Source organism: Salipiger sp. PrR003 (assembly GCF_010500785.1).
In the GTDB taxonomy this organism is placed as follows: Bacteria; Pseudomonadota; Alphaproteobacteria; order Rhodobacterales; family Rhodobacteraceae; genus Salipiger; species Salipiger pacificus_A.
This window is the reverse complement of record NZ_JAAGOV010000025.1, coordinates 104,556-125,443: the sequence shown is the minus strand read 5'-3', so window position 1 is coordinate 125,443 and position 20,888 is coordinate 104,556. Positions and strand designations below refer to the sequence as shown.

The window sequence follows — 20,888 nt, the reverse complement described above, 5'->3', positions numbered from 1 at the left end:
CACCCGCAAAGGGATCTGGCAAGACCGCACGGCGCCCGAGGCCGCTGCGCTTTGTGGTGACGCGCGCCGTGCAGGCCGCGGTGGCGCTGGCGCTGCTGCTCTGCCTCGCGGTGTTCTCCTACCGCTTCGTGAACCCTCCCGGCAGCTTCTACATGTGGAGCGAGGGGCGGCGGCTCGGCAGCCCGGTGGACTACGACTGGGTCGATGCCGAGGATGTGGCCCCCGTCGCGCTGCGGGCGCTGGTGGCCGCCGAGGACGCCAATTTCTGCACCCACTGGGGCTTTGACATGCGGGCGATCCGCGCGGCCATCGCCGAGGGCGGCAATCGCGGCGCCTCGACGATCAGCCAGCAGGTGGTGAAGAACGCCTTCCTCTGGCAGGGCCGCAGCTGGCCGCGCAAGGCGCTCGAGGCGGCGCTCACCCCGCTGATGGAGGCACTCTGGCCAAAGCGGCGCATCCTCGAGGTCTACATGAACATCGCCGAGTTCGACGAGGGCGTCTTCGGCCTCAAGGCCGCCTCGCAGCACTACTTCGGCGTCGCGCCGTCGCAGTTGAGCGCCACCCAGGCGGCCCGGCTCGCGGCGATCCTGCCCGACCCCAAGGACCGCTCGGCCTCGAAACCCTCGAACTTCGTCGAGCGCCGCGCCGCGCAGATCCGCGACGGGGCGGCGACGATCGCCCGCGACGGCCGCGCCCGCTGCTTCGAGTAGGCGGGGCCAGCGCCCCGGCCATCACCCGCCCGTGTTCCCATCCCCAGTTGAATCGCCGCCGGTTTCACGGCAAACAGGCGAAAGATTTCCCTCAGACCCGGAGCCGCTTTCTCGAATGGCAAAGCTTTACCACGTGCCGCTCTCGCCCTTTTGCCGCAAGGTTCGCCTGAGCCTCGCCGAAAAGAAGATCGAATGCGAGCTGGTCGAGGAACGCTACTGGGAGCAGGAGGCCGACTTCCTGCGCCGAAACCCGGCAGGCAAGGTCCCGGTGCTGCGCATCGACAACAAGACCCTGTCCGAAAGCGCCGCGATCTGCGAATGGCTCGAGGAGAAATACCCCGAGCCCTCGCTGCTGCCGCGCTCGCCTGACGCCCGCTACGAAGTGCGCCGGCTCGTCGCCTGGTTCGACGACAAGTTCCACCACGAGGTGACCTCGAAGCTGCTCTACGAGCGGGTGAACAAGAAGATTATGAAGGCCGGGTTCCCCGACTCGAGCAACGTCAAGGCCGGGGCCAAGGCAATCAAGTACCACCTCGACTACATGGCCTGGCTGCTCGACCACCGGCGCTGGCTGGCGGGCGACGTGATGACCCTCGCGGATTTCGCCGCGGCGGCGCATCTGTCCTCGCTGGACTACATCTCGGATGTCGACTGGAACCGGTCGGCGGTGGTCAAGGACTGGTACGCCAAGATCAAGTCGCGCCCGGCCTTCCGGTCGATCCTTGCCGACCAGATTCCGGGCTTCCCGCAGCCGGCGCATTACGCCGATCTCGATTTCTGAGGCGCGCGGGGGCACGCCCCCGCGCGCCAGCCGCCTCAGCCAGAGGGGCTCTCCAGGCTGGCCAGCACGGCGTCCGTGACCATCGGCACGCCGCTGCAGGCCGCGACCCAATCCAGCGCCATATCGTGTTTCTCGCGGCTGAAGTCGGCCAGCGCATCCGCCACGAAAAAGGGCTCGATGTCGCGCTGAAAGGCCTCGGCAGCCGTGGCGAGGCAGCCGATATGGGCGTAAATCCCGGTGATGATCAGCTGGTCCCGCCCGCGCGCCCGCATCAGCGTCTCGAGGTTCGAGCGCTGGAAGGCGCTGTAGCGATGCTTGACCAGCGCGATATCGCCCTCTGCCGGGGCGAGAACGGGGATGATCTCTTCGTGTTCGGGCGTCGCCGACATGCCCGGCCCCCAGAGGTCGGCCTGCAATCCGCGGTCGGGGCGGAACTGGTTGCCCTTCTGCGCAGTGTAAAAGACCGGCACGCCCGCGGTTCTAGCGGCGCTCAGCAGCCGCGCGATATTGGCGGCGGCGGCGGCGATGGGGCTGCCCTCGCGGCGGAAGGCATCCGCGCCAAAGGCGGCGCAGAAGTAGCGCTGCATGTCATGCACCAGCAGCGCGGCGCGCCCGGGCTCGAGCACAAAGGGCGCGCGCGACTTGGGCAGGTCGGCGGCCGCGGGCAGCGGGTAGTCGGGGATCTTCGGAAGGGCCATCGGAGCTTTCCTTGCGGGCTTTGTGTCGGGTCGTGCGGACTTGCGCCTTGCGGGCCTCACAGGCCCTCGGCGATGCCGAGCGCGCGGCGCATGGCAATGAACTTGGCGCGGGTCTCGGCGACCTCTTCAAGTGGATCCGAGGCGGCGACGATCCCGGCCCCGGCAAAGAGCCGCGCCTCGCACCCTTCGAGCATCGCACAGCGCAGGGTGACGTGCCATTCGCCGTTGTTGCTGCCGTCCACCCAGCCGAGCGTGCCGGCGTAGAAGTCGCGCGCGAAGGGTTCGGCCCCGGCAATCGCCTGCAGCGCCTCGGTCAGCGGCGCCCCGGCGACGGCAGGCGTCGGGTGCAGCGCCGCCAGCAGCTCGAGGCAGGGGGTCTCGGGATCGCGCAGCACCCCGTCGATGCAGGTGCCAAGGTGCCACATGCTGGCGGTGCGATCGAGCTGCGGCGCCTGCGGCACGCTGAGCTCGGCGCAATAGGGGGCAAGGATGTCGTGGATGTAGTCGACCACAACGCGGTGCTCGACATTGTCCTTTTCCGAGCCAAGCAGCGCCGCCTTGGCCCGCGCATCGTCGCGCGCATCGGCGCGGCGCCGCGCCGATCCGGCAAGCGGGTGCGAGCGGATCGCCGCGCCGGTCTTGCGCAGCAGCAGCTCGGGCGTCGCGCCGACCAGCCAGCGCGCGTCGCCGCGGGTGCCGGGGAGCGGCAGGCAATAGGCGGTCACATGCGGATCGGCACCGAGCCGCGCGGCCACCGCAAAGGGATCGAGCGTCCGGTCGGTGCGCAGATCGAGCGCCCGGGCCAGCACCGCCTTGCGGAGCGGATGTTCGGGGTCCCCCACCTGCGCCGCCACCGCGGCCACCGCCTCGGCGTAGCGTTCCTGCGATGGCAGGCGATCGAGGGCCAGCGGGCGGGCGTCTGCCTCGGTCCGGGCGGTCGGCAGGGCGTCGGTGCGAGTTTCGGAGCGGAGCGCGTAGAGCCAGCCGGGCCGGTCGCGCTCGAAGGGGAAGGCACCGCAGAGACGCCGGGTCACCGCCCCGCCGCGCGCGGCAAGGGCGCAGAGCCTGTCGGAGATGGCCTCCTCGACAAAGCCGCTCTGCGCTCCGAGGCGCAGGGGCAGGCCAAGGCAGGCGCCGTCCGGCGCACCGATGGGGTACGAAATCGCAAGGTCGCTCAAGGAACAAATCCTGTTCTCGGAGCTGCCTGCCGGTTCGGTGGGTGCTGTGGGTGGAAAGGGCCGCGGGGCGGCGCGTGCCCCCGACCTACCGCGCGGGGCCGAGGGGTGTCAATTCACAAGTCTTGGCGGGGATTGCAGCGGCGGCCCTATCCGCCCGTCCGCTCAGTTCAGCAGGCGCTCGAGCCGCCCGCGCTTGTTGGCGTCATTGCCCTGGCTGTGGAGGATGGCGCGGATCTTGCCGACCTCCTCCGGGCGGATCCGGCTCGGATCGATGCTTGGGGCGAGCGTCTTGACCTGCTGCACCTCGCCCTGCGTCAGCTCGACAGGGCGGCCAATGCTCATGGCATAGCGTTCGGTCTCGGGTTGGGTCGCAGATGTCGCGGCCCGGTCGTGGCCTCCGGGCGTACGGCTGCGGTTGACCATGGCCAGCCCAGCAACGACAAGCAACGCGCCGATCACGAAGACAACTGCATAGCTTTTCATGGCGGGCTCCGATCCCTGGGTGGTCCTTGTTCCAACATAGGGCCTCACGCCGCGCGCACAAGGTGGCTCACCCCCGCGCGGCCTGGGCCTTCCCTTCGGCCTTCACGTGGTCGACGAAGGCGCGCAGGGCCGGGGGCATCAGCCGCCGCTCGGTGAAATAGAGCGATGGGCCGGGAAAGGGCGGGGTCCAGTCCTCGAGGACCGCCACCAGCCGGCCGCTGCGGAGATCCTCGGCGAGGTAGTCGTCGAAGGCATACACGAGCCCGTGCCCGGCGCGGGCGGCCACCAGCGCGGCGGCAGAGCTGTTCACCGCGAGCCGCCCTTGCGGGGTGATGTCGCGCGCCTGCCCATCCTTCTCGAAGGACCAGGGCAGGATATTGCCGGTGCCGAAGACATGGGTGATGCAGGCGTGGCGGGCCAGCGCCTCGGGGTGCTCCGGGGGGCCGTGTCGGGCGAGGTACTCGGGCGCGGCGGCGACCAGCATGCGCTGGTCGGCCCCCACCCGCACCGCCACCATGTCCTGCGCCAGCGCCTCGTCGTAGCGCAGCCCGGCGTCGAAGCCGCGGGCCACCACATCGACGAGATCCCCCTCGCTCACCGCCTCGATGCGCACCCCGGGGTGGCGGGCGAGAAACGAGGCGACCAGAGGCATCAGCCGCAGCTCGATCGCCGGGGCCGGGCCGTTGATGCGGATGCGCCCGGTGAGCGCGGCCTGCGCCCCGTTGCCGACGGCGGCGGCGGCTTCGCCCAGAACCGCCACGGCATCACCGGCGCGGGCGAGCAGGCGTTCGCCCTCCTCGGTGAGCGAGGTGCTGCGGGTGTTGCGGTTGAGCAGCCGCACCCCGAGCCGCGCCTCGAGCTCGCGGATCCGCTCGCTCAGCGTCGAGGGAGAGATCGCCAGCTCGGCTGCCGCGCGGCGGAAGTTGAGATGCCGCGCCAGGGTGACGAACTGCGCCAGCGAATTGAGGTCGATCTGCTGCATTGTTCGGATATCCGAATAGTCCATGCGACTCTGTACGATTTATCGCACGAGGATCGCAATCTATCTCTGGCGCAGGAAGGGGCGGATGTGCCGCCCCCCAGGGACAGGAGATGACCCCATGACCCGCAAGATTGCTCTCATCACCGGCGCGAGCCGCGGCCTCGGCCGCTCTGCCGCGCTGCACCTTGCCCGCGCGGGCGTCGAGGTGATCGGCACCTACAACAGCTCTGCAGAGGCCGCCGCAGAGACCCGGCGCGACATCGAAGCGCTCGGCGTGCGGGCAGCAATGCTGCCCTTCGATGCCGACGGCGGCGACATCGCGGGTTTCGCCGCCACTTTGGCAGAGGAGCTGACGCGCCATTTCGGCCGCGACACCGTGGATTACCTGGTCAACAACGCCGGTCTCGGCGTGCACGCCAGCATCCTCGGCACCGAGCCCGAGCAGCTCGACCTGCTCTACCGGGTGCACCTGCGCACGCCCTTCCTGCTCACCCGGGCGCTGTCCCCGCGGATTGCCGAAGGCGGCGCGGTGCTTTTCGTGTCGTCCGGGCTGGCGCGGTTCACCCTGCCGGGCTACGCGGCCTATGCGGCGATGAAGGGCGCGGTGGAGGTGCTGACCCGCTACGCCGCGCAGGAATTTGGACCGCGCGGTATTCGCGTCAACTGTCTTGCCCCGGGCGCCATTGCCACGGATTTCGGTGGCGGCGCGGTGCGCGACAACGCCGAGCTGAACGCGCGGGTGGCGGAGATGACGGCGCTTGGCCGGGTCGGCGCGCCGGAGGACATCGGCGCCGGGGTCGCGGCGCTGCTGGACGGTGGGCTTGGCTGGATGAGCGGGCAGCGGGTGGAACTGTCGGGAGGCCAGGGGCTCTGATCGCGGCCCCCTGTCCCCGCGGGGACAGGGGGTGCACCGGTGCTGCAAAGGGATCGCTGAAAAGGCATTAATGACCCTTGGGCCGCACGGAGATACGCGGTTGATCCCAAGGGTGTGCAGGGGGAGGAAAATAACCACTCAGCTTGGTAACTGCCCTACCTTTGGACTATCCGCCGCAGAGTTAATTTTTTGTAAACTTTTATGAAGATTTGCGCTGTCGTAGGGTCACGCTTGGCCAGTCTTATGGGCCTTTCGCGGGGCTCCCCGAGGACGCGGGTTAACGAAAGCGGGGCGGCCATCATTGGCCGCCCCGCTTCAGATGCTGAATGTTCGCGGTCAGTCCGGCAAGGCGCCGCAGAAGCCGCCCGAGGCCACGGCGCCCGAGCCGAAGGCCAGCAGGGCGGGGGCCTGGTAGGGGTTCGGCGGCGTGCTGGCCAGATCGAAGGCCAGCAGCGCCGCAACGAAGGTGAGCGCGAGCGCGGCGGTGAGGCTGCGGGTCATGTCCGCGCCTCCAGCCCCAGCGCCGGGCGCAGCCGGATGCCGAGGAAGGCCCCGGCGAAGGCGGCGACGAACCAGACCCAGCCGTGCAGGCTGCCGGTGGAGATGCCCGAGAAGAACGCCCCGACGTTGCAGCCGAAGGCCAGCCGCGACGAATAGCCAAGCAGGAAACCCGCAACGATGGTCGCGACCCAGGCGCGCGCCGGATAGGACGGCAGCTTGGCCGCCAGCGCGCCGCGGCGCCAGGCGGCGACGCCGAAAGCCCCGAGGATAAGGCCGATGTCCGTCAGCGAGGTGTAGTCCGTCAGCACGCTCGATTGCACGCGCTCCATCGAGCCGGGGGCCGCCCAGAACGCGGAGCCGGAGAGATCTCCGCCGAGTGCGGAGAACCCCTTGGCGGCCCAGAGGCCAAGCCCGTAGACCACCCCCCACGGCTGACCCGCGACCAGCAGGTTGCCGATGGCGAGCGCCGCCAGCACGACGGCGGCAAGCGCATGCCGGCGGCTCAGCTTGACCGAGCCCGGCGCGGCGCGCCAGAGGAAGATCGCCGCGGCGAGGGCCAGTAGCACCAGCGTGACGCCAAGCCCCGGAACGCCCGAGAGCCTCAGGATGGGCAGGGCGCCGAGATCGGTCCACCAGATCAGGTTCCAGGCCCCGGCGAAGCTGCCGAGCGCGAAGAAGGGCAGGGCCAGCAGGCTGACGGGGTTGCCGCTTCCGGCGTTGACCAAAGTGCCCGAGCCGCAGCCCAGAACGATCTGCATGCAGGCGCCGAAGACGAAGGCGCCGCCGACCATGGCAAAGCCGATGGGCGCCTGCGCGCCGACCAGTTCCCCCGCATGGCTCGACAGCAGCGGGATGGCGACCACGGCGACCAGAGCGATGGACAGCAGCTGCGCCAGCACGCCCGAGGGTTCGCGGCGCTGGATCATCGCCCGCCACGGCCCGGCGAAGCCGAAGCGCAGTCCCTCGAGCGCGATGCCGAAGCCGAGGCCGATGGCCAACAGGAGCCCGTAGCGTGCGCCGGCAAAGAGTGCGACGAGGGCCACGATGACGAGCGCGCCGAGGATCAACCCGGCGCGCTGCGGCATGGCCCCTGCGGGCGCGGCCGGTGCCGCGCCTTGGGTGACGGATTGGCGCATCAGTTGCCCCCGGTGACCTGGTTCAGCAGGTTCCTGAACAGGCCCGGGGCGTTCTGCATCTCGCCGCCGGTCTGCGAGTATTCGACCATCGAGCCGGGGTAGAGCTTGACGTTCTCGATGCCCGCCATCTCGCTCAGCGCGAACCAGTTGGTCGCGGCCCAGTGGCCGGTGTTGCAGAAGGAGACGATCTCTTTGCCCTCGGTGATGCCGAGCGAGGTCTTCAGCGCCTGCACGTCGGAGATCTGGCCGATGGCGGTGGCGCCGCTCTGGAAGAACTTGGTGTAGGCGTAGTTCTCGGCGCCGGGCAGGGTGCCGGGCTTGGCGGCTGCGCCATGGGCCTTCTTGCCTTCGAAGAAGGCGGCGGGGCGGGCGTCGAGCAGCAGCGCCTCGTGGCCGCCATCGACCACGTCGGCGACCTCGGGGGTCTCGGCGGTCCAGGCGTTGTTCCAGGTGATGTCGAGCTCGGTGGGCTCGGGGGTCACCGCGTCCTTGCTGAGCGGCAGGCCGGTGTTGACCCAGGCCTGCGCGCCGCCGTTGAGGATCGACAGCTCGGTGAAGCCCGAGCTCTTCAGGGTCCAGTAGACGCGGGCGGCGGCACCGAAATCGGTGTCGGTGTCGCCCTGCGAGACGATGACCACCTGCGCGTCGGGCGCGAGGCCGAGCTTTTCATAGGTGGTCTCGAGCTGGTCCACCGGCACCGTCGCGCCAGGGTTGTCCTCGGGGCCGCGGAACAGCCCGTAGGGGGCCGAGACGGCACCGGCGATGTGGCCGTCGGCATAGGCGTCGCCGCGGATGTCGAGAATCTGGGGCGCATCCGCCTCGGTGAGAGCGCGCTCAAGTTCGGCGGGGCTGACGAGCGGGGCGAGGTCGGCGGCAAGTGCGCCGGTTGCGGAAAGCCCGGTGATCGCAGCGGAAAGGGCGATCGCTTTGAAGGTCATGAGAGGGCCTCTTGGTAAGGGTGTTCGTTTTGCGGCCTTATTTCGGTCTGACGGGGCCGGGCGGCAAGGCCCGCGCGGGGGTGCGGGCAAGGCGCGCGCGGAACAGCGCTCCGCCGTGCAGGTCGCGCGTGGACGGCTGATTTGGCGTGGCGGCCCGGACGGGAGAGTTTCCCGGCTGCTCGCCCTGCCTGACGACAACGTTCTTATTTGATCCAGCGGTTCGTGGAAGTGGGCGGACCCCTGTTCCTTCGGCCTTACTCGAGCCCGCTGCGGCGCGCGTCCCAGAGCGTGAGCGCGAAGAGCCCGAAGCCCGCGGCGCTCAGCGCTGCGCCGACATAGCCCGAGGCGGGGAAATCGTGACCCGCGGCGATCACCCGCGCGGCAAGGAACGGCCCCACTGCGTTGGCGACGTTGAAGGCGGCGTGGTGCAGCGAGGCGGCAAGCTGCTGGGCCTCTCCGGCGACGTTCATCAGACGGGTCTGCATCACCGTCGAGACGCCGCCGAGGATGCTCATGCAGAGCACCGCGAGGCCCATGGTCCAGAGCCCGCCCGACACCGCCGCCGGGAAGAGGGCCAGCACAATGGCGCCGCCGCCGAAGGAGGCGAAGGCGGTGACGTTCAGGTTGCGGTCGGCCAGCGCGCCCATCGCGAGGTTGAAGATGGTCATGCCGAAGCCCGCGACCATCAGCATCAGCGCCACCATGTCGTCAGAGGCGCCGAGCGTCGTCTGCACGGTCGAGGCGATGTAGGTATAGACCGCGAAGAAGCCGCCAAAGCCGACGGCGCCGGTGGCCAGCGTCAGCCAGACCTGCCGGTTCTTCAGCGCGCCGAGTTCGCGCAGCGGATTGGCGTCCGGATCGGCGGGGGTGCGGGGGGCCTTGAGGTAGACCGCCAGCGCCGTCGCCAGCGACAGCGCACCGACGATGACGAAGCCCGAGCGCCAGCCGAAGAACTGGCTGAGCCAGCTCGCGGCGGGCACGCCGATGGTGGTGGCGATGGTCAGCCCGAGAAATACCCGCGAGACCGCCGTGGCGCGCTTGTTGCGCGGCACGATCGAGGCGGCCACCAGCGCCGCGACGCCGAAATAGGCGCCATGCGGCAGGCCCGAGGCGAAGCGCGACAGGGTGAAGAGCCCGAAGGTCGGGGCCAGCGCCGAGAGCGTGTTGAAGGCGGCGAAGGCCAGCATCAGCCAGATCAGCAGCATGCGCTTGCGCATCTTCGCCCCGGCCACGGCAAGGATCGGCGCGCCGACAACCACGCCGAGCGCATAGGCGCTGATCGCGTCCGCGGCACGGGCCTCGCTGACCCCGAGGTCACGGGCGAAGTTTGGCAGCAGCGCCATGGCGGCGAATTCGGTGGTGCCGATGGCAAAGCCGCCCATCGCCAGCGCGAAGAGCACCATGCGCGACGAAATCTGTCTTTCGACACCGGCCATCGAGGCAGGCGCGGTTTCGGCCGCTCTGTGGGTCATGCCAATCCATCGTGTCTGTCGGGAATCGGGAGGGATTCCGGCTGTGTCTCTCTCTCCCTGCGGGCATACCTAGGACGCTGCGGCAGGCGAGGCAAGACGCGGATGGGGGATTGGGCACAACAGCGCCTGCCGCTGCGTCCTTTGGCGGCGCGCGGGCGATGGACGCAGGCGCATCGCGCTGCTATCAGGCGCGCGAGCGATAACAGGAGAGGCGCCATGTCGAGCCACGGGGACCCCATTCCGATGATTGCCCGCAAGTCCGCGGGCCTTAAGGGCGAGGCGCATGTGCCGGGCGACAAGTCGATTTCGCACCGCTCGCTGATCCTCGGCGCGATGGCGGTGGGCGAGACGAAGGTGACCGGTCTTCTCGAGGGGCAGGACGTGCTCGACACCGCCAAGGCGATGCGCGCCTTCGGTGCCGAGGTCGAGAAGCGCGACGACACCTGGCACGTTCATGGCGTCGGCGTCGGCGGCTTCGCCGAGCCCGGCAATGTCATCGACTGCGGCAACTCCGGCACCGGCGTGCGGCTGATCATGGGCGCCATGGCGACCACCCCGATCACCGCCACCTTCACTGGCGATGCCTCGCTGAACTCCCGGCCGATGGCGCGGGTCACCGACCCGCTGGCGCTTTTCGGGGCGCGCGCCTACGGGCGCAAGGGCGGGCGGCTTCCGATGACCATCGTCGGCGCCGAGGCGGCGATCCCGGTGCGCTACGCCACGCCGGTGCCCTCGGCGCAGGTGAAATCGGCGGTGCTGCTGGCCGGGCTCAACGCCCCGGGCGAGACCGTGGTGATCGAGCGCGAGGCGACCCGCGACCATTCCGAGCGGATGCTCACCGGCTTCGGCGCGACCGTGACCACCGAAGAGACGTCGGAGGGCCGCGTCATCACCCTTGTCGGCCAGCCCGAGCTGAAACCGCAGACCATCATCGTGCCGCGTGATCCCTCGTCGGCGGCCTTCCCGGTCTGCGCCGCGCTGATCACCGAGGGCTCGGACGTGCTGGTGCCGAACATCGGCCTCAACCCGACCCGCGCGGGGCTGTTCTTCACCCTGCAGGACATGGGCGCGGATCTGACCTTCGAGAACATGCGCGAGGAGGGCGGCGAGCCCGTCGCCGACCTGCGGGCGAAGTTCTCGCCGGACCTCAAGGGCATCGAGGTGCCCGCCGAGCGCGCCGCGAGCATGATCGACGAATACCCGGTGCTTTCGGTGGTCGCGGCCTTTGCGCAAGGCAAGACCCACATGCCCGGCGTCAAGGAACTGCGCGTCAAGGAAAGCGACCGGATCGACGCCATGGCGACCGGCCTCCGCGCGAGCGGCGTCGCGGTGGACGAGGGCGACGACTGGTGGACGGTGCACGGCCGCGGCTTCGGAGACGTGAAGGGCGGGGCGACGGTGCAGAGCCATCTCGACCACCGCATCGCCATGTCCTTCCTCGTCCTGGGGCTTGCGACGGAACAGCCGGTGCGGGTCGATGACGGCGGGCCGATCGCCACCTCCTTCCCGATCTTCGAGGCGCTGATGACCGGGCTGGGCGCCGATCTCATCCGCGAGGCCTGAGCGCTTGCGCCGCATCCTGCCCTACGTCGCGGCGCTGGCCGCCGCGCTGTTCATCTGCATGGGCTACTACGCGGTGAGCGTGCTCTGGCCCGGCGCAGGCGGACAGGCGCCCTTCGATGTGCGAATGCTGGGCTATACCGCGGCCGAGGCGCAGCGCTACCTGCTGGCGCTGAGCGGGGAGGCGCGTTCGGTCTACCTGCTCGAGATGCACTGGCTGGGTCTGGCCTTTCGCGTGGTCTTCGGGCTGACGCTGCTGATGGGGGCCTGGGTGCTGTCGCGCGGGCGGGCCTGGTGGCGGCGCGGCATCTTCCTGCTGCTGGCGCTTGCCTGGATCGGCGCGGATGCCGCCGAGAACCTGCTGATCAACGAGATGCTGCTGCGCGGACCGGTGGCGCTCGATCATGCGCTGGTCGACTGGTCGAGCCTGTTCACCCGGCTCAAGTTCCTGCTGCTTGCGGTCTGCGCGGTGGGGCTTTTCGGCCTGTGGCGGCAGGGCCGCGGCAGGTAACTTGCGGCCCTTCCCGGCGGCGGTCATAAAGGCCGCGATCTGAAAGAAAGGGACGGCCATGGCCTTTACCATTGCCATCGACGGGCCGGCGGCTGCCGGCAAGGGCACGATCAGCCGCGCGGTTGCCGCGCATTTCGGCTTTGCCCATCTCGACACCGGGCTGCTCTACCGCGCCGTGGGGCGCAAGATGCTCGACGGGGTCGATCCGATCCGCGCGGCGCAGAAACTGCTGCCGACCGACCTTCAGGTGCAGGGGCTGCGTACCGCCGCGGTAGGGCAGGCGGCCTCGCGCGTCGCTGCCATCCCCGAGGTGCGCGCCGCGCTTCTGGACTTCCAGCGCGCCTTTGCCCGCCGCGACGGCGGCGCGGTGCTCGACGGGCGCGACATCGGCACGGTGATCTGCCCCGAGGCCGAGGCCAAGCTCTTTGTCACCGCCAGCGCCGAGGTCCGCGCCCGGCGCCGCTTCGAGGAGCTGGTGGCCGGTGGCGCCGAGACCGATTTCGAGACCGTGCTGGCCGAAACCCGCGAGCGCGACCACCGCGACGCCACCCGCGCCGATGCGCCGCTGAAACCGGCGCAGGATGCGCAGATGATCGACACCTCGGAGCTGGACGTCGAGGCCGCCGTGGCCGCCGCCATATCGGCCGTTGAGGCCCGCAGCTTAGAACGCCTGAAAGGATGACAATGAAGACAGTTCGCATGGGGCCCGGCGGCCCCGAGGTTCCCGCCTTCGGCATCGGCGCCATGTCCTTTGCCGAGTTCTACGGGCCGACCACCGAGGCGAATTCCCATGCGGTGCTCGATGCCGCCGCCGACTCGGGGGTGGTGCATGTCGACACGTCGAACGTCTACGGCATGGGGCGCTCGGAAAAGGCGATCGGTGCCTGGCTGAAGGCCAACCCCGGCGCCCGCGAGACGCTGCATATCGCCACCAAGGCCGGGATCACCAAGGACGCGGCAGGCAACCGCTGCTACGACAATTCGCCCGAGCACCTCGAGGGCGAGCTCGACGGCTCGTTGGCACGCCTCGGCGTCGAGCAGGTGGATCTTTTCTACGTCCACCGCCGCGAGGCCGACCGCCCCATCGAAGAGGTCACCGAGACACTCGCCGGGCTTGTGAAGAAGGGCAAGATCAAGAGCTTCGGATTTTCCGAGATCGCGCCGTCCTCGCTGCGCCGGGCGGCAGCGGTGCATCCGGTGGCCGCGGTCCAGTCGGAATATTCGCTGGCGACGCGTTTCGTCGAGCTGGGGCTGGTGCAGGCCTGCAAGGAGCTGGGCACGGCGCTGGTCGCCTTCTCGCCGGTGGGCCGCTCGCTGCTGACTGACCAGCCAATCGGGGCCGAGGTGATCGCCGCCAACCCCTTCCTCGCGACCAACCCCCGGTTCATGGCGCCGAACCTGTCGGCAAACCTCGGGATCACCGAGCGCTTCCGGGCGCTCGCCGCCGAGATGGGCCTGCCCGCGGCGGGGCTCGCGATCGCCTGGCTGCTCAGCCGCGGCGATCACGTGATCCCGATTCCGGGCACGCGCTCGGTGGCGCATTTCGAGGAGCTTCTGAGCGGGCTACACGCCACGCTGACCGAGAGCGACCTGGCGCGGATCGACGAGGTGCTGCCGGTCGGCTGGGCGCATGGCGACCGCTACTCGCCGGCGCAGCGGGTCGGGCCGGAATACTTCTGCTGACAGAGGCCGGGGCCCTGCGCCCCGGCGCACACGAACAGGAAAGGGGCGGGCATGTCGCATGTCACCCTCGTGCGGCACGGGCAGGCCAACACCCATGCCAAGGACGAGATCAGCTATGACCGGCTGAGCGATTTGGGCCGGCAGCAGGCGCGCTGGCTTGGCGATCACCTGCGCGGCACCGGCGATGTCTTCGCCCGCGCCTACTCGGGCACGCTGCAGCGTCACCGCGAGACCGCGGCCGAGATGGGCATCGAGCTGGACGTGGTGCGGGACGCGCGGCTCAACGAGCTTGAGTATTTCACCATGGCGCAGCTCATGGACCAGCAGCACGGCATCGCCCTGCCGCCGGACCGCGAGGGGTTCATCCGCCACCTGCCGACGCTTTTTACCTACTGGCGCGAGGGGCGGCTCGAGGGCGTGCCCGAGAGCTTCGAGCATTTCGAGGGGCGGGTGCGCGACGTGCTGGGTGAGATCGCCGCGGGCGAAGGGCGGGCCGTGGTGGTCACATCGGGCGGGCTCATCGGCATGGCGATGCGGGTGACCATGGGGCTCGAGATGCAGGCGCTGGCGCATGCCTGCCTGGCCATCGAGAACACCTCGCTGCACCGCTTCCAGCCGATCTCGACCGGGCTCTGCCTGACGCTTTTCAACGCGGTGCCGCATCTGGAAGGCTCGGAGCGGTCACTGGCACGCACACATCTCTGAGCACCGGCTTTCCCATAGGTCTGCTTTTCGATAGCAAGGCGGGGAGTTTGGCTTTGGAGAGACGGATGACACATCTCTGGGTGCGCGCGGAGCAGCGGCAGAACGAGGACCGGGTGGGCGTGACCCCCGAGGGGGTGAAGGCGCTGATCGCCGCGGGGCTGCGAGTCACCGTCGAGGAAAGCCGTTCCCGGGTCATCGGCATCGAGGGCTACCGCGCCGCGGGTGCCGAGATCGCCCCCGAGAACAGCTGGCCCGAGGCACCCGAGGAGGCGATCATCTTCGGCCTCAAGGAACTGCCCGAAGACGGCACGCCGCTGCGCCACCGCCACATCATGTTCGGCCATGCCTTCAAGGGTCAGCCGGCGGGGCAGGTTCTGCTGAAGCGCTTCGTGGCGGGCGGCGGGGCGCTCTACGATCTGGAATACCTCGTGGGCGAGGACGGGCGGCGCGTTGCGGCCTTCGGCTACTGGGCGGGCTATGCGGGCGCGGCGGTGACGCTGCTGGCCTATGCGGCGCAGAAGCGTGGCGGCCTCTGCGGGCCGGTCTCGGTCTGGCCCGGGGCGGCGGCGATGGAGGCGGCGGTCGCCGATGTGCTCGACGCGGCGGGCGGCGGGCGGCCCAAGGCGCTGGTCATCGGCGCGCTTGGGCGCGTGGGAACCGGGGCGTCGGATCTCTGCCGCAAGCTCGGCGTCGCCGTGACCGGATGGGATATGGCCGAGACCGCCCATGGCGGGCCGTTCCCCGAGGTGCTGGAGCACGAGATCTTCTTCAACTGCATCCTCGCCCATCCCGGCACGCCGGTCTTCGTGCCCGCCTCGGCGAGCACCGACGCGCGCAAGCTTCGGGCCATCGGTGACATTGCCTGCGACCCCGACAGTGACTTCTCGCCCGTGAAGGTCTATGACCACGTGACCGACTGGCAGGCCCCCGCGCTGCGGGTTCACGAGGAGCCGCCGCTCGACGTCATGGCGATCGACAACCTTCCCTCGCTTCTCCCCCGGGAGAGCTCGGAGGATTTCGCCGCGCAACTGCTGCCGCACCTGCTGACCCTGCCCGCTATGGACGCGGGTGTCTGGGGCCGGGCGGCGGCAACCTACGACAGATACCTCAAGGAGGAACTTGCATGATTCATTGGTGCGGAACGGGACTTTCATCCATCCCGGGGCTGCGACGCCTGATCGAAGCCGGCCACGACGTGATGGTATGGAACCGGACCGAAACCAAGGCCCGCGAGGCGGTGGGCGACATCACCAACCGCATCCTCGCCTTCGCCCCCGAGGCGGTGGAGTCGGCGGTGCAGGAAGGCGACGTGATCGTCTCGATGCTGCCCGGCGACTGGCACGTGATGCTGGCCGAGATCGCGATCAAGAAGAAGGCGCATTTCGTGTCGTCCTCCTACATCTCGCCCGAGATGCGCGGGCTCGACGCCAAGGCGAAGGAAGCCGGGGTGGCTCTGGTCAACGAGGTCGGGCTCGACCCGGGGATCGATCACCTGATGGCGCATGATCTCGTCGCGGCCTACCGCGCCTCGGACGCCTTCGATCCCGAGAACGAGATCAGCTTCCTGAGCTACTGCGGCGGCGTGCCGAAGGAGGCCAACGCCTTCCGCTACAAGTTCTCCTGGGCGCCGGTGGGTGTGCTGAAGGCGCTGCGCTCGCCCTCGCGCTCGATCCGCCACTTCGAGGAGCTGAACGTCCAGCGCCCCTGGGATGCGCTGAGCCGCTACGACGCGCCGCTCGATCCGCCCGAGAGCTTCGAGGTCTACCCCAACCGCGACTCGCTGCCCTTCATCGAGCAATACGAGTTCGGGCAGGACTGGAAAGTGAAGGACTTCGTTCGCGGCACGCTGCGGCTCAACGGCTGGTCCGAGGCGTGGAAGGATGTCTTCGCCGAGGTCGAGACGGCGGACGACGCACGGCTGGCGCAGATGGCCTCCGAACTGCTGGCCGAGAACAAATACGCAGAGGGCGAGCCTGACCGCGTGGTGCTCTGCGTGACGCTGAAGGCCGAGAAGGCGGGCGAGACGGTCTGGCACAAGACCTGGGTGATGGACGCCTGGGGCGACGCGCGCGGCTCGGCCATGGCGCGGCTGGTGTCGATGCCGGTGTCTTGGGCGATCGAGGCGGTGCTGAACCGAGAGATCACGCCGGGCGTCTCGGCGGCGCCGTCGGATCCGAAGTTGGTCACGCGCTGGCTGGGCGGGGTCGAGAGCCTTGCGCAGCGGATGATGCGCGTGGACGAGGCCGGCTGAAGGCTCTGAGCCGCTGGCGGGGCACGGGCCTCGCCAGCGCGCTTCAGGCCGCGCTCGAGCCGATCAGCGCCTTGCGCGCGGCAACCATGTTCACCTTGCGATAGTCCTGTAGCCCGGTGACCTCTCGGCCCACCCAATGGGGCAGGGGCAGCGGCGTGTCGAGCGCCGGCAATTCGACTTCGGCGATGGTGATGCCAGACAGGAACCCCTCGTAGACGTCCACCGTCCAGACCAGCGCGCCCGCGGGCACGTGGTGGCGGGTCTTCTCGACGACATCGGTGCAATGGGCGGAGAGCATCTCCTCGGCGTCCTGCGCCGGGATCGGGTATTCGAACTCGTCTCGGGCCATCCCGTCACGCCGGCCCTTGATGCAGAGCGTTGCGCAGTCATCGTAGAAGCGTACCCGGGCCTTGCGCCCGCCCTCGGCGGCGATGAGCCCGTCGCGCAGCCGCTCGCTGCGGGAGATACCGGATTTCCAGTCATCGCTGGAGACAAGGAACTTGCGCTCGATTTCTTTGGCCAAGGGACACTCGGTTGTCATCAAAAAATAGGCGAAATACGCGCGCGATCTATAGCGTGGCAGCGGGTCGAAGGCCACAGCGGAAAACGCGATGCGGCCGTGATCTTCGCCGCTGACGCGATGCCCGCGTCACGAAAAAGGCGCGCCCCGCGGGACGCGCCTTTGTGCCTCAGAGGAGGCGCTTATTGCGCTGCTTCGTAATGCTCGTCGAGCACCTTGGCGAAGTCGTCGTAGGACATGTTCGAATAGGACTTGCCGTCGATGAGGAAGGAGGGCGTCGAGGTGATGTTGTCGCGGGTCGCGTTCTCTTGGTACCAGCCGACAAGAGCCTTGAGCTTGGCGCTGTCGTTCATGCAGGCGTCGAGCTGGTCTTTGCCGATGCCGGCCATCAGGCCGATCTTGCGCAGGCTGTCGGCGATGCCCTGGTCCGAGCCCGCCTTCACCCAGTCGCCCTGGGTCTTGTAGATCATGTCGGAGATGCCGAAGAACTTCTCGGGAGAGCAGCGCGCGACCATCGCCGCCCACATGCCGTACTTGTCGAAATAGACGTCGCGGTAAACCAGCTTCACCTTGCCGGTCTTGATGTAGTTCTCTTCGATCTGCGGCAGCACCTCGTTGGAGAAGCGCGCGCAATGAGGGCAGGTGAAGGAGGCGTATTCGATGATCTCGACGGGGGCGTTCACGTCGCCTTTGACCATCTCGACGATCTCGGGAGCGGTTTCCGCGGTGGTCTCGGCGGCGCTGGCCTCGCTGCTCGCCTCCTGCGCGCTGACCGCGCCGGGCAGGGCGACGCCCCCGAGGGCGACTGCGGCCGCGAGCGCGGCGACGGGAAGAATGCGGGTCATGTAAGGTCCTCTTGTGGTTGCCTTGCCTGCGGCACGGGGCCGCGTTTCTGCCTGCGGCGTTTTTGCCACCTGTTTCCGCGCGGCGCTATTGCCGCGATTTCGAGATGACGTTGCCAGCGAGGCGCTCGAGCGCGGCGCGCAGCCCGTCATCATGGATGTCTCCGGCCACCTTGTGGGCCTCGGCCTTGATCTCGGGCGAGGGCTCGGGCTTTTCGGCCTTCGGCGCGTGGCCAAAGGCAACGCGGCCCTCGGCGAAGCCGCTCGATGCGGTCTGGGTGATGCGGATGCGCGCAATGGCATTGTAGCCGTAGACCGCGTTGACCTTCTCGCGCAGCTGTTCCTTCTGCATCTCGAGCAGCGGCGCCATGGCGCCGGTGGTGAGCAGCGTAAGCGTCGCGCCCAGCCCCTGCTGGCGCGCGTAGCTGACCTCGACCGGGCGGGCCATTGCGGCGACATCGGCGCCGACGATCTCGTCCCAGTGGGTGAGCAGGCGCGACTGCGCGAAGCCGCGGCTCTCGCTGGCCTTGCGGATCTGCGCGTTGAGCAGACCCGAGGTTTTTGCGAACCCGTATGTTGAGGTGTTGCGCCGTGCCATCTTGAATCCCTCTCTGCGGACCTATTCTAGTGACCCCGCATCCGCATGCCAGCAGGGAATCGCTTTTGTCGTCGATGATCAAGGGAATGTCAGCCAAGCGTGACACGTCGCAGGCCGCAGATCTGCTCACCTGGTACGACCGCCACGCGCGCGAGCTGCCGTGGCGCGTCAGCCCGGCGGCGCGGGCGGCGGGGGTGAGGCCCGACCCGTACCGGGTGTGGATGTCCGAGATCATGCTGCAGCAGACCACGGTGGCCGCGGTGAAAAGCTATTTCGAGGCCTTCACCTCGCGCTGGCCGACGGTCTCGGACCTTGCCGCCGCCGAGGATGCCGACGTGATGGCCGCCTGGGCGGGGCTGGGCTATTACGCCCGCGCCCGGAACCTGCTGAAATGCGCGCGGGCCGTCGCCGATGAGCACGGCGGGGTGTTTCCGCAGACGCTCGAGGGTCTGCGCGCCTTGCCCGGGGTCGGGCCCTATACCGCTGCGGCCGTGGCGGCGATCGCCTTCGACCTGCCCGAGACCGTTGTCGACGGCAACGTCGAGCGCGTCATGGCGCGGCTGCACGACGAGCACCTGCCGCTGCCGCAGTCGAAGCCCCTGCTGACCAGCTACGCCGCCGCGCTGACGCCACAAGAGCGGCCCGGCGACTATGCGCAGGCGGTGATGGACCTTGGCGCCACCATCTGCACCCCGCGCAACCCGGCCTGCGGGCTTTGCCCCTGGCGCAGCGCCTGCGCCGCCTGGGATCGGGGCACGCAGTCCGAGCTGCCGAAGAAGGCGCCGAAGAAACGCAAGCCGACGCGCCACGGCATCGCCTATCTGGTCAAGCGCGTGGACGGCGCCTGGCTGCTGGAGCGCCGGCCCGACAGTGGGCTGCTGGGCGGGATGCTGGGCTGGCCGGGTTCGGAATGGTCCGAGGAAGCTCCCGCCGACGCGCCTCCGATCAGGGCCGAGTGGAAGACGCTCAACACCGAGGCCCGCCACACCTTCACCCATTTTCACCTGCGCCTGACCGTGAAGACCGCGCTGGTGCCGATGGAGCGGCGCCCCGAGCGCGGCGAGTTCGTCGAGGCCGAGGTTTTCGACGCCGGGGACCTGCCGACGGTCATGCGCAAGGCCTTTGCCCTGACGTCGTCCTGAACGGCGCCGACGCGCCGCATTGACCGGCACGGCGCCACGCGACAAGCTGGGCGCCAGAGGCCCCGGCCTGCGTCAGCGGTGACAACGGGGCCCCGCGTGGGGGTAACGAGGGAAACCGGGGCGATGATCTCTTCGACGAAGCTGGCGCGCTGGACCGCCGCCGCACCGTTTTGGCTGGTCTACCTGCTGCCGGTGCTGATCTGGATCGGCGCGCTGAATGGCGGGCTCTGGGTGATCTTGCCGCCGCTGGCCACCTGGTATCTTTTCTCGGCACTGGATGCGGCGCTTGGGCTCAATACGGAAAACGCAGATCCGCAGACCGAGGAGAGCGCGCTCTTCTGGTACCGTGCGGGGGTGATGCTCTGGGCGCCGGTGCAGTTCGTCATGCTCTTTGCGCTGATCTGGTACGTGTCTGGCAACCAGGCCCTGACCATGTGGGAGAAGTTCGGCGTCTTTTTCGGCACCGGGGTGATGACCGGCACGGTGGGGATCGTCTACTCCCACGAGCTTGTGCACCAGCGCAACAGGCTCGAACGGCGGCTGGGCGACTGGCTGCTGGCCATGGTGCTCTACTCGCATTTCCGCTCCGAGCACCTCTTGGTGCATCACCTTTGGGTCGGCACGCCGCGGGATCCCGTTACCGCGCGCTACAACGAGGGCTTCCACCGCTATTACCCGCGCGTATTGCGCGAATGCCCGGTCTCCGCCTTTCGTGCCGAGAAGGGGCTTCTGGCCCGCCGAGGGCTGCCGTGGTGGCACCGGCGCAACCCGTTCTGGCTCTATCTTGTGCTGCAACTGGCGATGCTGGGGCTTGCTGTGGCGCTCGGCGGCTGGGGAGGTCTTGCCCTGTTCCTCGTGCAGGCGGGGGTGGCGATCTGGCAACTCGAGCTGACCAATTACGTCGAACACTACGGGCTGACCCGGAAATATCTCGGCGAAGGGCGCTACGAACATGTGAAGCCGCACCACTCCTGGAACTCGGCGCATACGGCGACCAATTGGCTGCTGATCAACCTGCAGCGCCATTCCGACCACCATTACAAGCCCGACCGCCGTTTCCCGCTGCTGCAGACCTACGCCGAGAGCGCGGCGCCGCAGCTGCCTTACGGCTATCCGGTGATGACCATGGCGGCGATGGTGCCGCCGGTTTGGCGGCGGGTGATGAATCCGAAGGTGCGGGCCTGGCGGCGCAGCTGGTACCCGGAGATCGAGGACTGGTCGGCGTACAACAAGGCGCGCACGCCCCTGCCGAAGGGCTCGGCCTGAGGCGGGCGGTACACCAGCAGGGGTTCGACATCCCCGCGTCGCCGCGGGATATCTCGG

Annotated in this window: 23 protein-coding genes; 12 read left to right on the top strand and 11 right to left on the bottom strand. The window is 69.0% G+C overall.

Features of this window, described 5'->3' with window-relative positions; translation table 11 throughout:
- Positions 1-53: 53 nt before the first annotated feature.
- A complete protein-coding gene (mtgA, locus tag G0D83_RS03470; protein WP_370457148.1) occupies positions 54-710 on the top strand; it encodes a monofunctional biosynthetic peptidoglycan transglycosylase in 657 nt (218 codons plus the stop codon).
- Between the two features lie 115 nt (positions 711-825).
- Positions 826-1,491, top strand: coding sequence for a glutathione S-transferase family protein (locus tag G0D83_RS03465; protein ID WP_108968348.1), 666 nt, complete (start codon positions 826-828; stop codon positions 1,489-1,491).
- 35 nt (positions 1,492-1,526) lie between these two features.
- Here the strand turns inward: G0D83_RS03465 and G0D83_RS03460 are convergent, their stop codons facing one another.
- From G0D83_RS03460 to G0D83_RS03445, 4 genes are all read right to left on the bottom strand, one after another.
- Positions 1,527-2,189: an isochorismatase family protein gene (locus G0D83_RS03460; protein ID WP_164189539.1), complete on the bottom strand. Its 663-nt coding sequence runs from the start codon at positions 2,187-2,189 to the stop codon at positions 1,527-1,529.
- Positions 2,190-2,245: 56 nt separating this feature from the next.
- Positions 2,246-3,367, bottom strand: a complete 1,122-nt coding sequence (locus tag G0D83_RS03455; protein ID WP_164189537.1) for an isochorismate synthase MenF — start codon at positions 3,365-3,367, stop codon at positions 2,246-2,248.
- 162 nt (positions 3,368-3,529) lie between these two features.
- Complete coding sequence (locus G0D83_RS03450; protein ID WP_164189535.1) at positions 3,530-3,850, bottom strand: hypothetical protein; 321 nt, start codon at positions 3,848-3,850, stop codon at positions 3,530-3,532.
- A 67-nt stretch (positions 3,851-3,917) separates the two neighbouring features.
- On the bottom strand, positions 3,918-4,832 hold the full coding sequence (locus G0D83_RS03445; protein WP_164189533.1) for a LysR substrate-binding domain-containing protein: 915 nt from the start codon (positions 4,830-4,832) through the stop codon (positions 3,918-3,920).
- Between the two features lie 118 nt (positions 4,833-4,950).
- Here G0D83_RS03445 and G0D83_RS03440 point away from each other — a divergent pair, with 118 nt between their 5' ends.
- Positions 4,951-5,706, top strand: coding sequence for an SDR family NAD(P)-dependent oxidoreductase (locus G0D83_RS03440; RefSeq protein ID WP_164189531.1), 756 nt, complete (start codon positions 4,951-4,953; stop codon positions 5,704-5,706).
- Positions 5,707-6,042: 336 nt separating this feature from the next.
- Here G0D83_RS03440 and G0D83_RS31815 read toward each other — a convergent pair whose 3' ends face one another.
- From G0D83_RS31815 to G0D83_RS03425, 4 genes are all read right to left on the bottom strand, one after another.
- Positions 6,043-6,207 carry a hypothetical protein gene (locus G0D83_RS31815; RefSeq protein ID WP_193989083.1) on the bottom strand — a complete coding sequence of 55 codons (165 nt, stop codon included), beginning with the start codon at positions 6,205-6,207 and terminating at the stop codon, positions 6,043-6,045.
- Complete coding sequence (locus G0D83_RS03435; RefSeq protein WP_164189529.1) at positions 6,204-7,343, bottom strand: YeeE/YedE family protein; 1,140 nt, start codon at positions 7,341-7,343, stop codon at positions 6,204-6,206. The genes G0D83_RS31815 and G0D83_RS03435 overlap by 4 nt, the downstream gene beginning before the upstream one ends.
- Positions 7,343-8,281, bottom strand: coding sequence for a sulfurtransferase (locus G0D83_RS03430; protein WP_164189527.1), 939 nt, complete (start codon positions 8,279-8,281; stop codon positions 7,343-7,345). The genes G0D83_RS03435 and G0D83_RS03430 overlap by 1 nt, the downstream gene beginning before the upstream one ends.
- A 254-nt stretch (positions 8,282-8,535) precedes the next feature.
- Positions 8,536-9,753, bottom strand: coding sequence for an MFS transporter (locus G0D83_RS03425; protein WP_235939399.1), 1,218 nt, complete (start codon positions 9,751-9,753; stop codon positions 8,536-8,538).
- A gap of 216 nt (positions 9,754-9,969) precedes the next feature.
- Here G0D83_RS03425 and aroA point away from each other — a divergent pair, with 216 nt between their 5' ends.
- From aroA to G0D83_RS03390, 7 genes are all read left to right on the top strand, one after another.
- Complete coding sequence (gene aroA, locus G0D83_RS03420) at positions 9,970-11,316, top strand: 3-phosphoshikimate 1-carboxyvinyltransferase (protein ID WP_164189525.1); 1,347 nt, start codon at positions 9,970-9,972, stop codon at positions 11,314-11,316.
- Positions 11,317-11,320: 4 nt separating this feature from the next.
- Positions 11,321-11,824 carry a hypothetical protein gene (locus G0D83_RS03415; RefSeq protein ID WP_164189523.1) on the top strand — a complete coding sequence of 168 codons (504 nt, stop codon included), beginning with the start codon at positions 11,321-11,323 and terminating at the stop codon, positions 11,822-11,824.
- A 58-nt stretch (positions 11,825-11,882) separates the two neighbouring features.
- The gene (locus G0D83_RS03410; protein ID WP_164189521.1) at positions 11,883-12,506 is read left to right on the top strand and encodes a d(CMP) kinase; all 624 of its coding nucleotides are present in this window, start codon (positions 11,883-11,885) and stop codon (positions 12,504-12,506) included.
- 2 nt (positions 12,507-12,508) lie between these two features.
- Entirely contained in the window at positions 12,509-13,507 is a 999-nt protein-coding gene (locus tag G0D83_RS03405) for an aldo/keto reductase (protein ID WP_164189519.1), read from the top strand.
- Between the two features lie 51 nt (positions 13,508-13,558).
- On the top strand, positions 13,559-14,212 hold the full coding sequence (locus tag G0D83_RS03400) for a histidine phosphatase family protein (RefSeq protein ID WP_164189518.1): 654 nt from the start codon (positions 13,559-13,561) through the stop codon (positions 14,210-14,212).
- 65 nt (positions 14,213-14,277) lie between these two features.
- Positions 14,278-15,339 carry a saccharopine dehydrogenase gene (locus G0D83_RS03395; protein WP_164189516.1) on the top strand — a complete coding sequence of 354 codons (1,062 nt, stop codon included), beginning with the start codon at positions 14,278-14,280 and terminating at the stop codon, positions 15,337-15,339.
- Positions 15,336-16,463: a saccharopine dehydrogenase C-terminal domain-containing protein gene (locus G0D83_RS03390; RefSeq protein WP_164189514.1), complete on the top strand. Its 1,128-nt coding sequence runs from the start codon at positions 15,336-15,338 to the stop codon at positions 16,461-16,463. The genes G0D83_RS03395 and G0D83_RS03390 overlap by 4 nt, the downstream gene beginning before the upstream one ends.
- A gap of 43 nt (positions 16,464-16,506) precedes the next feature.
- Here the strand turns inward: G0D83_RS03390 and G0D83_RS03385 are convergent, their stop codons facing one another.
- The 3 genes from G0D83_RS03385 to G0D83_RS03375 form a co-directional block, all read right to left on the bottom strand.
- On the bottom strand, positions 16,507-16,986 hold the full coding sequence (locus G0D83_RS03385) for a CYTH domain-containing protein (RefSeq protein ID WP_164189512.1): 480 nt from the start codon (positions 16,984-16,986) through the stop codon (positions 16,507-16,509).
- Positions 16,987-17,165: 179 nt separating this feature from the next.
- Positions 17,166-17,828, bottom strand: a complete 663-nt coding sequence (locus G0D83_RS03380; RefSeq protein WP_108968377.1) for a DsbA family protein — start codon at positions 17,826-17,828, stop codon at positions 17,166-17,168.
- An 85-nt stretch (positions 17,829-17,913) separates the two neighbouring features.
- Entirely contained in the window at positions 17,914-18,423 is a 510-nt protein-coding gene (locus tag G0D83_RS03375) for a DUF721 domain-containing protein (protein WP_095883078.1), read from the bottom strand.
- A gap of 86 nt (positions 18,424-18,509) precedes the next feature.
- On the opposite strand from G0D83_RS03375, the gene mutY reads away from it, so the two are divergent.
- The gene (gene mutY, locus G0D83_RS03370; RefSeq protein WP_164189510.1) at positions 18,510-19,565 is read left to right on the top strand and encodes an A/G-specific adenine glycosylase; all 1,056 of its coding nucleotides are present in this window, start codon (positions 18,510-18,512) and stop codon (positions 19,563-19,565) included.
- A gap of 123 nt (positions 19,566-19,688) precedes the next feature.
- Positions 19,689-20,831, top strand: coding sequence for an alkane 1-monooxygenase (locus G0D83_RS03365; RefSeq protein WP_164189508.1), 1,143 nt, complete (start codon positions 19,689-19,691; stop codon positions 20,829-20,831).
- Positions 20,832-20,888: the final 57 nt, after the last annotated feature.

Bases quoted from the DNA above. Each gene is read 5' to 3' on its own strand.
- G0D83_RS03425 (WP_235939399.1), bottom strand. From the start codon at position 9,753: ATGACCCACAGAGCGGCCGAAACCGCGCCTGCCTCGATGGCCGGTGTC.
- G0D83_RS31815 (WP_193989083.1), bottom strand. From the start codon at position 6,207: ATGACCCGCAGCCTCACCGCCGCGCTCGCGCTCACCTTCGTTGCGGCG.
- aroA (WP_164189525.1), top strand. From the start codon at position 9,970: ATGTCGAGCCACGGGGACCCCATTCCGATGATTGCCCGCAAGTCCGCG.
- G0D83_RS03460 (WP_164189539.1), bottom strand. From the start codon at position 2,189: ATGGCCCTTCCGAAGATCCCCGACTACCCGCTGCCCGCGGCCGCCGAC.
- G0D83_RS03400 (WP_164189518.1), top strand. From the start codon at position 13,559: ATGTCGCATGTCACCCTCGTGCGGCACGGGCAGGCCAACACCCATGCC.
- G0D83_RS03375 (WP_095883078.1), bottom strand. From the start codon at position 18,423: ATGGCACGGCGCAACACCTCAACATACGGGTTCGCAAAAACCTCGGGT.
- G0D83_RS03445 (WP_164189533.1), bottom strand. From the start codon at position 4,832: ATGCAGCAGATCGACCTCAATTCGCTGGCGCAGTTCGTCACCCTGGCG.
- G0D83_RS03430 (WP_164189527.1), bottom strand. From the start codon at position 8,281: ATGACCTTCAAAGCGATCGCCCTTTCCGCTGCGATCACCGGGCTTTCC.
- mutY (WP_164189510.1), top strand. From the start codon at position 18,510: ATGTCAGCCAAGCGTGACACGTCGCAGGCCGCAGATCTGCTCACCTGG.
- G0D83_RS03435 (WP_164189529.1), bottom strand. From the start codon at position 7,343: ATGCGCCAATCCGTCACCCAAGGCGCGGCACCGGCCGCGCCCGCAGGG.
- G0D83_RS03395 (WP_164189516.1), top strand. From the start codon at position 14,278: ATGACACATCTCTGGGTGCGCGCGGAGCAGCGGCAGAACGAGGACCGG.
- G0D83_RS03465 (WP_108968348.1), top strand. From the start codon at position 826: ATGGCAAAGCTTTACCACGTGCCGCTCTCGCCCTTTTGCCGCAAGGTT.
- G0D83_RS03450 (WP_164189535.1), bottom strand. From the start codon at position 3,850: ATGAAAAGCTATGCAGTTGTCTTCGTGATCGGCGCGTTGCTTGTCGTT.
- G0D83_RS03405 (WP_164189519.1), top strand. From the start codon at position 12,509: ATGAAGACAGTTCGCATGGGGCCCGGCGGCCCCGAGGTTCCCGCCTTC.
- G0D83_RS03390 (WP_164189514.1), top strand. From the start codon at position 15,336: ATGATTCATTGGTGCGGAACGGGACTTTCATCCATCCCGGGGCTGCGA.
- G0D83_RS03440 (WP_164189531.1), top strand. From the start codon at position 4,951: ATGACCCGCAAGATTGCTCTCATCACCGGCGCGAGCCGCGGCCTCGGC.
- G0D83_RS03380 (WP_108968377.1), bottom strand. From the start codon at position 17,828: ATGACCCGCATTCTTCCCGTCGCCGCGCTCGCGGCCGCAGTCGCCCTC.
- G0D83_RS03365 (WP_164189508.1), top strand. From the start codon at position 19,689: ATGATCTCTTCGACGAAGCTGGCGCGCTGGACCGCCGCCGCACCGTTT.
- G0D83_RS03410 (WP_164189521.1), top strand. From the start codon at position 11,883: ATGGCCTTTACCATTGCCATCGACGGGCCGGCGGCTGCCGGCAAGGGC.